The organism is Pseudomonas sp. EA_65y_Pfl2_P74 (assembly GCF_963970575.1).
Classification (GTDB): Bacteria; Pseudomonadota; Gammaproteobacteria; order Pseudomonadales; family Pseudomonadaceae; genus Aquipseudomonas; species Aquipseudomonas baetica_A.
The window spans coordinates 1-10,283 of record NZ_CAXAOQ010000052.1; the positions used below are offsets into that span (position 1 = coordinate 1).

The window sequence follows — 10,283 nt, forward strand, 5'->3', positions numbered from 1 at the left end:
AAGCAGCATCTTAAGTAATGCGGCTCTGCGTTCAGGTGAATAGTACGGCACGACCAGTCTCTTTCCGCCCCCGATATGCTTTTTTTGGAAAAACCGGAGAGGCGACAACTATCCTGACACCGGGGGCGCCGCTGCCGGTTTATACCGGCCAGGCGCAGGTGTCTCGGCGTAACTTTTCGGCGATGAATGAGGTTTATCTGGAGTTGGGAGGAAGTAACCGAGGGATGGTCGAGCAGGGGAAGATACTCGCATTTGGAATTTGGCTCGTCGTATTCATAACCTTTATTGCGCCCACCCTTTTCATCATTTATGGAGTGCTCTTCTATCCAGAAAACTTCAAAACCCCATTGCAGGAACTACTCGAGTTCCTAAATTTTATGATTCTGATTTCTTGGGGGGGAATCCTCCCCATCGGCGCCTTCATCTACGGCATGCTCTCCAACGTCCGCACCCTCGCCAAAAGTTACCCCGTGCGCTTCAACCGCCAACGCCAAGAAGTCTGCTACATCGACGACACCACCCATCGCGTACTCATCGTGCCGTGGGAAAGCGTGGTGGCCTGGGTCGCTCGCAGTCAGGGCGTCACCAGTTACGGCGCCATGCGCGATTACACCTTCGGCATGGGGCTGGAAGACGAAGAGCACGACACCGTGCAATTTATCCTGTCGGCCCAACCCAGCGATGTGCATGCACTGGGTATGTGGACGTCCATTCGCAATTACATGGAAGAAGGCGAATTGGTGGATGCCCCCAATCCCATGCTCGTTCTGTTGGGACTGACTCCAACCGAAGACGAACTCAAGCCTTATGAAGGCCTGCACACGTTCGAGATTGAACGTAAAGGTGCGCGCTTCACGGGTTCGCTTGACGATGGCGCCGAGCACCTGACCGCCGAACAACGTCACCGTTACGGTTACGGCAAACGCACCCCATGGCCCCTGCGCTGGTGGTACGTGCGCCGCATCCTGACCTTCTGGAAAATGCCCTACCTGATCGCCGAATGGGCGCACCGCAAGGGCCGCCCGACCCTGCCGGAAAACGTGCAAGCCTGGTCGCAACCCCTGCCCCCCGAGCAATGGGCCAAACCCAGTCCTGCGCTGCAAAAAGCCAATGCACAGGTCAAACACGCCATGGACAAAAAAGGTGTCAACTTCGTCGATGCCTGCAAAGCGGCAGGGTTGCATTGAGCGCGCCCTTTGAAACCTTGCCCAGCGGATTGAGCGGGACGCCGGACTGGTTGTTAGATATCCAGAACCAGTAACTCGGCAACTCCTACACTGGCGGTTGCTGCATCGTTATTTATCCCGCGTGTCGATTCGCGGCGTTCCCGTTCGACTAAGCAGTGAATCCCCCACACTCCACGGAGTCACCACTATGCGATTCATGATCCTCGTAAAAGCCAGCGCCGATTCCGAGGCCGGCATCATGCCCAGCGAAGAACTGCTTAGCGCCATGGGCAATTTCAACGAAGAACTGGCCAAAGCCGGCATCCTGGTAGCGGCCGATGGCCTGCACCCGAGCAGCAAAGGTGTTCGGGTGCAATTCTCGGGTGATAAACGCACGGTCATTGACGGCCCTTTCATCGAAACCAAAGAGCTGGTGGCCGGCTACTGGATCTGGGACGTGAAGTCGAAAGCAGAAGCCATCGAATGGGTCAAGCGTTGCCCCAACCCGATGCCGGGCACCGACTCGGATATCGAGATTCGCCAGATATTCTCCGCCGAGGATTTCGGCGCCGAATTCACCCCGCAACTGCGCGAGCAGGAAGAGCGCATTCGCGAACAGGCGAAGAAGCCCTGACCGCCCCTGCCCACCTCGCGCTCGATTAACTTTAGGAGCTGTCGAGTGAAACGAGGCTGCGATCTTTTGATCTTGCTTCTAAAGACCAAGATCAAAAAATCGCAGCCTGCGGCAGATATCAAGATCGTTGCGGTTCAGATGAGATGTATGTTTTTAGCTTGTTTGCCTGATTTGTCTACCGTTACATCAAACGAAACTCTTTGACCATCTCGAAGCAATTCTATATCTGTACGTTGAAGCTCAGAGAAATGCACAAAAATAGTATTCCTGTCCTCATCCGACGTGATATAGCCAAAACCCTTCGCCTCGTTAAAAAACTTCACCGTTCCCGTAGCCATATTTGCCTTCCTTCTTTCATTTACGCGCAAGCCGATAATTTTGCGGGCGGCACCCAACCATCAAAAACCCATATCTCCATTCCGACAACTGTCAAACCTGACAGGGTGTAAATATCCACAGTCTCACCCGCCTGCCGCTGGCCTGGCCGCGATTACCTGCTAGCTTCAATCGCAGGTGTCCTGAACGCTTGGTAAAGCAGGATTACTCATTAGCGGCACAGGCGTGCCGGCATCGACAATGTTCATCAGAGAGTCGTGAATTCATGGCGAAGAAAATGAGAAGGCATGCATGGCTATTGGCGGCGGCTCTTTTGCCCGCGATTGCGTTTGTCAGCTGTGGCGTCGGTACTTGAGAACTCGGCTCCCAAGCCCTTAGGCATTGCCTCGGATCACGCCTGAGGCAATGCCTGAAAGCGTCGGCTTATTTGGATTTGAGCTTGAGATAAGACTGGTTCAGATCCGACGCCCAGCCATCGATTACGCTTTTCACGTCATCAGCCTTCATGACCTGCGATTCGTTTGCCAGCGGCTTGCCGGTGCCCTTGCGTACCACCTGAGCAACCACTTTGTTGTTAGCGCCATCCAGGAACACCGCTTCGGTGGCCAGGGTGGTTTCCTGATCACGGATACCGCTCGCCGTACTGACAGCCGCAGCTACCAGCGCAATTGGGATCACTTCATAAGGTTTGAGACCTTCGGTCTTGCTGCTGACGGCGGTGATCGCCGCTCGCACCACCATCACGCCCGGGCCTGGACCGGTGGCCAATGGCAAGGACTTGCCGATTTCGCGTTTGAGTGCCTGATCGTAATAGCGGGTGATACCGTTGAGCGTCTGTTGCGGGATCTTGGCGGTTGGCTGGGGTTGGGGATAGAGCTGGGTCGGTTCAATGTAAACGCTGGTGAACTTGTTGATGTCGGCTTTGGGGTCGATCCAACGCATCACTTCGGCACCGGACGGTGACTTGGCCTCTTTGAGCAGGCTGTAGTCCTTGAGAAACCCGGAGTATTCATCGGGAGCAACGGTTTTGCTGGAGCACCCGAGCACTGCGAGGGTGGCAATGCACAAGGTGCCCATCATTACGGCTGGCTTCATGCTGTAACTCCTTTCAACAAGGCCTGAATGTATTGCGTCAGGGGGAGTTACAGGTATAGCTAAAGTCCGGAAAATTGCACTGCCGCCGAATGAGGGGGCTTTTGCCCCCTCGACTCTTCACCAGGACGACGTCTCGCCACTTCTCAACGCCATCTCACGCCGACTGTTGGCGCGCATCGCCTTGATCAGCGACACCGTACCTACCAACAAAATCGCGGCGCCAAACAGGAAGTCGATGTTGTACAGCTGAAAGTCTTGCACCGGTCCGATCAGCAGCACCCGCACCACCGCAATGCCTGCTAGCGTGGCAAGGAAGTCGATCCCCGGCTCATCGCGATAGAACACCAGCATCAACGGCAGGCACAGCACCAGCAGCATCAACAGCACCACGACCTTGAACGAGCCTTTGCGTTCGACGCTGAACGCGCATTCATGCGGGCCGTAGGCCTTGTAGTCTTCGTCGCGGATCATCGAGTTTTTCTCGTTGATGTAATCGACGCGGTTGTACTTCTGGATCGGTGTGAAGGTGTTGGACATCGCCATCAGCGTGGTGATGTTCTTGAAACGCAAGTCAATGCGTTCGCTGCCCTTGAGGTAATAGAGCACCGGTTTATAACCGTAACGGTAGGTATCGAACGGGAACTCGGTGACCTGACCCTGAACGCCGATCGGGCGAGGCTCAAGTTCAGCGTAGGCACTTTTGTTGGAGGACGAGAGATTGCGGCTCAGTGGCTGAACCTTGACCTGCTCCAGGAAGATCGGCGTGACGCCGTAGGACCACTGCAAAGGTTCCAGACGCAGGCGCAGTTCGTTGCGGCCCAGGTCGTAACGGTTGAACGTGCGTTCGGACACCACCACAGAACCGCTGAGCATGAATTCGCCGCGCAGGTTGTTGGTGACGCGCAAGGTCAGTTGGTCCTTGCCCAGCAACGCCGCCTCGTTGGTCGGCGGTGTGCCGCACCACGCGGTACTTTCACCGGCACCGCCGAGTTGGCCGTCGCGGTTTTCCTTGAATACATAAAAGTAACTGGCCCACAGCGTCAGCATCAAAAGCGACGCGGTGAGGCTCAGGATTTTCTTGCCCGGACTCACTGAACAGACTCCCTTCTTCGGTCCCATCGGCCAGCCGAAAACCCGCTGGCGACGGCGACTCTACCAAAAGGCCACCATCGACCCAAGAAAAAAAGCCCGAAACGTCAGCGCTCTAAGGGTTTCCCCTGTACCGGCAAAGGGTTAGCGGCGGCGGAATAACGGCCGCGGCTCAATCACCGAACGGCCATACAACACGCTCATCCCCGCCAGCCCTTTGAGCGCATCTTCAGCCGATTTGTCTTCGCGCACGGCAAAACTGTCGAACCCGCATTGGCGCATATGGCTGAGTTGATCACGCAGCACATCGCCAATTGCGCGCAACTCCCCTGTCCAGCCAAAACGACTGCGCAGCAGATACGCCTGACTGTAGGCGCGGCCGTCGCGAAAGCTTGGGAAGTCCAACGCGATTAGCGGCAGCGACGCCAGCCACGGGACCAGGCTTTCGACGTCATCGTCCGGCCCCAGCCACACCGCGTGGGTGGACGGTGACTCCAGCCAATGGGCCAGCGGCAGAATCAACAACCCTGCGGGCCTTGGTGTCGAAGGCTCGCGCACCAGCCTCCACGGATCATTCAGCTCAATCCGCGCCACTCCCTGCTCAAGTCGCAACAGATTGTTCATGCCGACACCTCCAGCGCCTTCGGATACACACGCTCCTTGAACGGCTCCAGCCCGATACGCGCCAACGTATCGACAAACAGCTCTTCGCTTTCGCGATAGCGCACAAACGTGCCGATGATCCGTTCGATCACTTGTGGCACCTCGGCGGCGCTGAACGACGGGCCGATGACTTTGCCCAATGCGCTGTTCTTGCCCTGGGCGCCACCGAGGGTGATCTGGTACCACTCGCTGCCGTTCTTATCGACGCCGAGGATGCCGATATTGCCGATGTGGTGATGGCCGCAAGCGTTGATGCAGCCGGAGATGTTCAGGCTGATATCGCCCAGATCGTGCAGGTAATCGAGGTTGTCGAAACGCGATTGAATCGCCTGGGCAATCGGGATCGACTTGGCGTTGGCCAGCGCGCAGAAATCACCGCCCGGGCAGGCGATGATGTCGGTCAGCAGGCCCACGTTGGCACTGCCTAGACGTTGCTCACACGCCAGTTGCCACAGGGCGTACAAATCCGCTTTCGGCACATCCGGCAGGACGATGTTCTGCTCATGGGCGATGCGAATCTCGCCAAAACCGAAGCGTTGCGACCAATCGGCCACCGCGAGCATCTGCAATCCGGTCACGTCTCCCGGCGGCGCCGCCAGGCCCGGTTTGGTCGACAGCACGACGCTGGTGTAACCCGCCACTTTGTGCGGCTTCACGTTACGCGCGACCCAGCGGGCGAACGCCGGACTTTCGGCCAGTCGCGTGCCGAAGTCCAGATCGGTGTCGGCCAGCGTGCGATAGGTCGGTGGTACAAAAGCGCTGGCGACCCGTTGATACTCGGCGTCGGTCAACTGCGCCGGGCCGTCCTTGAGGTGTTGCCATTCCTCTTCGACTTCTTTGGCGAACGCCTCGATGCCCAGCGCCTTGACCAGAATCTTGATCCGCGCCTTGTACTTGTTGTCGCGCCGCCCGTGGCGGTTGTAGACGCGCAGCACCGCCTCGACGTAGGACAACAAATGCTGCCACGGCAAACCTTCGCGGATCTGCAAACCAAGGATCGGCGTGCGCCCTAACCCGCCGCCGACGATCACTCGCAACAGCATTTGCCCGTCGCGGCCGGGATAAAGATACAGACCGATGTCGTGCATCATGATCGCCGCGCGATCTTGCTTGGCCGAGCAGATGGCGATTTTGAATTTGCGCGGCAGGAACAGAAATTCCGGGTTGATCGTCGACCATTGGCGCAGGATCTCCGCTAAGGGTCGCGGGTCGATCATCTCGTCCGCTGCGACCCCGGCGAACGCTTCGGTGGTGATGTTGCGCACGCAGTTGCCGGAGGTCTGGATCGCATGCATGTTCACTTGCGCCAAACGTTCAAGGATGTCCGGCACCTGGGCCAGTTCGATCCAGTTGAACTGCATGTTCTGCCGCGTGGTGAAGTGGCCGTAACCTCGGTCGTAATCACTGGCAATGCTCGCCAACGTGCGCATCTGCTCAGCGCTCAGCGTCCCGTAAGGAATCGCCACGCGCAGCATGTACGCGTGCTTTTGCATGTACAGGCCGTTTTGCAGACGCAGCGGCAGGAACTCCTCTTCACTCAATTCTCCTGCCATGAACCGTTCGACCTGATCGCGAAATTGCGCAACGCGCTCGAACACCAGTGCGCGGTCGTAATCGTCGTATTGATACATGCAGCGGCTACCTCATCAGGTTGAACGAATATCAGAACTGTGGGAGATAGCCACTATGCCGTTACAGCGCAGCACGTTACAGATTCACCTGAACGTATAAATACCGTATCAGGGCGCGGCAGATCGCCGCAGGCAGCAGCCTGATCTGATCCGCACAAATGAAAGATTCCTGAGCCTGTTTTGTTTTTGACGGGGTTTCTACAGTGCAGCTCGTGCCAGACCGGGTGGCCTGGCAAGACTTTGCAACCGTGGATGAACTGACCATGAGCACAGCAACAATCGGACAGGCTTACAACTACAAGGTCGTCCGCCAATTCGTTATCGCGACGGTTTTCTGGGGTGTGGTGGGCATGGCGATGGGCGTGTTGATCGCCTCGCAACTGGTATGGCCGGAAATGAATCTGGACCTGCCGTGGACCACCTTCGGCCGCTTGCGACCGCTGCACACCAGCCTGGTGATTTTCGGTTTCGCCGGCAGCGCGCAATTCGCCGCCAGTTACTACGCCGTGCAGCGCACCTGCCAGGTGCGGCTGTATTCGGACACGCTGGCCGCGTTCACTTTCTGGGGTTGGCAATCGGTGATCGTGATCATGCTGATCACCCTGCCGATGGGCTACACCACCACCAAGGAATATGCCGAGATCGAATTCTCGGGCGCCGTGTGGATGGCCGTGGTCTGGGTCGCCTACGCCGTGGTTTTCTTCACCACTGTGGTGCAGCGCAAAACCAAGCACATCTACGTCGGCAACTGGTTTTTTGGTGCGTTCATTCTGGTGATCGCCATGCTGCATGTGGTCAATCACTTGTCGATTCCGGTGGACTGGTTCAAGTCTTATCCGGTGTATTCCGGCGCCACCGACGCGATGGTGCAGTGGTGGTACGGGCACAACGCAGTGGGATTCTTCCTGACCACCGGGTTCCTGGGGATGATGTATTACTTCGTGCCCAAACAGGTCAACCGGCCGGTGTACTCGTACCGATTGTCGATCGTGCACTTCTGGGCGCTGATCACCCTTTACATCTGGGCCGGCCCGCACCATTTGCACTACACCGCACTGCCGGACTGGGCGCAGTCGCTGGGCATGGCGATGTCGCTGATCCTGTTGGCGCCGAGCTGGGGCGGGATGATCAACGGCATGATGACGCTCTCGGGCGCCTGGCATAAGTTGCGCACCGACCCGATTTTGCGCTTCCTGGTGCTGTCGCTGGCGTTCTACGGCATGTCGACGTTCGAAGGGCCAATGATGGCGATCAAAACCGTCAACGCCCTCTCCCACTACACCGACTGGACCATCGGCCACGTCCACGCCGGCGCATTGGGCTGGGTGGCGATGATCACCTTCGGCGCGACGTATCACATGGTGCCCAAGGTGTTTGGCCGCGAGCAGATGTACAGCACGCCGCTGATCAACCTGCACTTCTGGCTGGCGACCATTGGCACGGTGTTGTACATCGCTTCGATGTGGGTCAACGGCATTACTCAAGGCCTGATGTGGCGAGCGATCAACGAGGACGGCACGCTGACGTACTCCTTCGTCGAGGCGCTGCAGGCCAGTCACCCGGGATTCATCGTGCGCTTTGCCGGTGGGGTGTTCTTCCTCAGCGGCATGTTGTTGATGGCCTACAACGTCTGGCGCACGGTGCGAGTAGCGGATGTTGCGCTGGCGCGCAGTGAAGCGCAGATCGCCTGAGGCAGGGAGCCGGTGATGTTCGATATTTTCTTGAATGTGCTGGGGGTGGTGTTTTTGTGGCTGGCGGTGGAGTACTGCTTGCGGCACGAGACCGCGCAAAGTCTGGACGATGCGAGCATGGTGCCTTTTGCTGATGATCCGCAGGTGGCTCGGCGAGTTGAGCTGGCAACAGGTAAAACCGTGAAAGCGGTGGCGCCGGAAGAGGCGAAACCGGGTTGGATCAACCTGGATATGTAGCGTTACCCCTTACTTCCTGTGGGAGCGGGCTGGCCGGCTCCCACAGGGGGAAGGTGTGAGCCCTTGAAACTACGCGCGATCACGCGGGATCAGGCTCTGCAGTTGCAACGCCAGAAAATCCGCATCAAACAAAAACGTATCCGGATCCTTCAAGCCATTGGTCTTGCGCCATTGCCACTCTGCGCCCGGCAATCCCACCAGCGAAATACTGCCGTAACGCGCCGCCGTCAAGCCCATCACCGCCAGTGAAATCTGCCCCGCGCTGCCCATCACATCGGGCACGAACTCCACTGGTTTGCCAGCAATCACGATCGTCAGCTTCTCTGTCTTGAAGGTCGAGGTCTCGACCGGAGTGCTCGGTCCGAAGGCGACATAGGCTTCGCGGTTAACCTCCAGCAGATTCGGTGCCTGCACCGGTTGCAGCCATTGCTGAATATTGCCGAACAATTCGGTGATTCGCGTCGCCCATGCCTCCGACTGCGTTGTGAACAGTTGCTTCTTGTGCGCTTCACTTTCGGCGTAGTGACGAAGCATCTCGCCCAGTTGCTGTACATCGTTCATTTGCTGCGTTCCTCAGGGGAGCCTGCGAACTTCGATAGTGGCAGATCGAAGTCTGCGCGTACGGCAATCGTCAGATTCGTAGTCCTGTACCACGTCTTAATGCGACGGACGGTATGTATCCACCGTATTCACCTGTCAGATCTGACAGTAGGCACCCGTCCCCCATAGGTTTTAAATACGCCTATCCGTTAATGACACAGATTGGGGCATTCGCGATGGCGCAGCAGATCGATGACGAAGGACCGTTGAAAATCGACCGGGTCAATATTCCCGGCTGCGTTTCACCAGTGGAGCACCCGCAGAAACCGCACTGTGGCTTGCCACTTTCTTTGATCTCGGATGGAAACATCCAACTGGTCGTCGACCCCTGGACCAATCAGTCCGCTTTTGACTTCGCCGATGTGTTGCTCAATGAGTCCGATACCTCGGTGGCCCATAAAACAATTCAGCCGGGTGAAGAGAACGAGCAATTCGATATGAATTTGCCGGCGGATCTTTTGAATGACGGTATCAATCAGCTTCGTTTACGGGTAAAGCGGATCAGCGGGAACGAGGATAGCTCTGATCCACTGGTTGTGCTTTACCACACGCCGCGACCGGCCGGCGAGATCACCGGCCCCGGGGACAACCCGAATCTGCTCATGAACCTTCCGGCTGACGTGATTACCCATGGTATCGATGCCGACCGGGCAGCGCGCGGAGTGGAGGTCACCCTGAGTTACGTTTACATGCGAGAACACGACGTCATCACGCTCGATTGTGACGGTCGAAACATATCGCATAAGGTGACCGCGGCCCAAGTGACCGCCCGCCGTGTGATTTTGACGCTCACCACCGCCAACTTCTGGCAAGACAACCCGAAATTCGCCCTGCGTTTCAGGGTGGTCGACCAGCTCGGTAATAGCTCGGGGCCGCGCGCAATCTTGTCAAAAACCACGTTTGTTGACGTACACATCCGCAAAATTGAGCTGGATCTGCTCCAACCCAAAGTCCTGGAAGCCAAGGACGCCAACGGCACTGTATTGAATTTTGTGCGCGATTTTTATTCCGCGCAGCCCCCGGTGTCAGGATAGTTGTCGCCTCTCCGGTTTTTCCAAAAAAAGCATATCGGGGGCGGAAAGAGACTGGTCGTGCCGTACTATTCACCTGAACGCAGAGCCGCATTACTTAAGATGCTGCT

Annotated in this window: 11 protein-coding genes; 5 read left to right on the plus strand and 6 right to left on the minus strand. The window is 57.3% G+C overall.

Annotated elements, in window-relative coordinates; genetic code table 11:
- Window positions 1–377 precede the first annotated feature (377 nt).
- Together AACY18_RS27315 and AACY18_RS27320 are read left to right on the plus strand one after the other, a co-directional pair.
- Window positions 378–1,187 carry a DUF6708 domain-containing protein gene (locus tag AACY18_RS27315; RefSeq protein ID WP_339466751.1) on the plus strand — a complete coding sequence of 270 codons (810 nt, stop codon included), beginning with the start codon at window positions 378–380 and terminating at the stop codon, window positions 1,185–1,187.
- A gap of 187 nt (window positions 1,188–1,374) precedes the next feature.
- Window positions 1,375–1,800, plus strand: a complete 426-nt coding sequence (locus AACY18_RS27320) for a YciI family protein (RefSeq protein ID WP_339466752.1) — start codon at window positions 1,375–1,377, stop codon at window positions 1,798–1,800.
- 134 nt (window positions 1,801–1,934) lie between these two features.
- Here AACY18_RS27320 and AACY18_RS27325 read toward each other — a convergent pair whose 3' ends face one another.
- The 5 genes from AACY18_RS27325 to AACY18_RS27345 form a co-directional block, all read right to left on the minus strand.
- Window positions 1,935–2,138 carry a cold-shock protein gene (locus tag AACY18_RS27325; RefSeq protein WP_339466753.1) on the minus strand — a complete coding sequence of 68 codons (204 nt, stop codon included), beginning with the start codon at window positions 2,136–2,138 and terminating at the stop codon, window positions 1,935–1,937.
- A 421-nt stretch (window positions 2,139–2,559) separates the two neighbouring features.
- Window positions 2,560–3,231 carry a DUF3313 domain-containing protein gene (locus AACY18_RS27330; protein ID WP_339466755.1) on the minus strand — a complete coding sequence of 224 codons (672 nt, stop codon included), beginning with the start codon at window positions 3,229–3,231 and terminating at the stop codon, window positions 2,560–2,562.
- A gap of 117 nt (window positions 3,232–3,348) precedes the next feature.
- On the minus strand, window positions 3,349–4,323 hold the full coding sequence (locus AACY18_RS27335; RefSeq protein ID WP_221732529.1) for a hypothetical protein: 975 nt from the start codon (window positions 4,321–4,323) through the stop codon (window positions 3,349–3,351).
- Between the two features lie 141 nt (window positions 4,324–4,464).
- A complete protein-coding gene (locus AACY18_RS27340) occupies window positions 4,465–4,944 on the minus strand; it encodes a DUF934 domain-containing protein (protein ID WP_339466756.1) in 480 nt (159 codons plus the stop codon).
- Window positions 4,941–6,614: a nitrite/sulfite reductase gene (locus tag AACY18_RS27345; RefSeq protein ID WP_221732531.1), complete on the minus strand. Its 1,674-nt coding sequence runs from the start codon at window positions 6,612–6,614 to the stop codon at window positions 4,941–4,943. Before AACY18_RS27345 ends, AACY18_RS27340 begins: the two co-directional genes overlap by 4 nt.
- Window positions 6,615–6,877: 263 nt before the next feature.
- Between AACY18_RS27345 and ccoN the strand changes: the two genes are divergently transcribed.
- Window positions 6,878–8,305: a cytochrome-c oxidase, cbb3-type subunit I gene (gene ccoN / locus AACY18_RS27350; protein WP_339466758.1), complete on the plus strand. Its 1,428-nt coding sequence runs from the start codon at window positions 6,878–6,880 to the stop codon at window positions 8,303–8,305.
- A gap of 15 nt (window positions 8,306–8,320) precedes the next feature.
- Window positions 8,321–8,542, plus strand: a complete 222-nt coding sequence (locus AACY18_RS27355; RefSeq protein WP_339466759.1) for a cbb3-type cytochrome c oxidase subunit 3 — start codon at window positions 8,321–8,323, stop codon at window positions 8,540–8,542.
- Between the two features lie 69 nt (window positions 8,543–8,611).
- On the opposite strand, the gene AACY18_RS27360 is transcribed toward AACY18_RS27355, so the two are convergent.
- Window positions 8,612–9,103, minus strand: coding sequence for a hypothetical protein (locus AACY18_RS27360; RefSeq protein WP_339466761.1), 492 nt, complete (start codon window positions 9,101–9,103; stop codon window positions 8,612–8,614).
- A gap of 215 nt (window positions 9,104–9,318) precedes the next feature.
- On the opposite strand from AACY18_RS27360, the gene AACY18_RS27365 reads away from it, so the two are divergent.
- Window positions 9,319–10,176 carry a hypothetical protein gene (locus AACY18_RS27365; RefSeq protein ID WP_339466764.1) on the plus strand — a complete coding sequence of 286 codons (858 nt, stop codon included), beginning with the start codon at window positions 9,319–9,321 and terminating at the stop codon, window positions 10,174–10,176.
- Window positions 10,177–10,283: the final 107 nt, after the last annotated feature.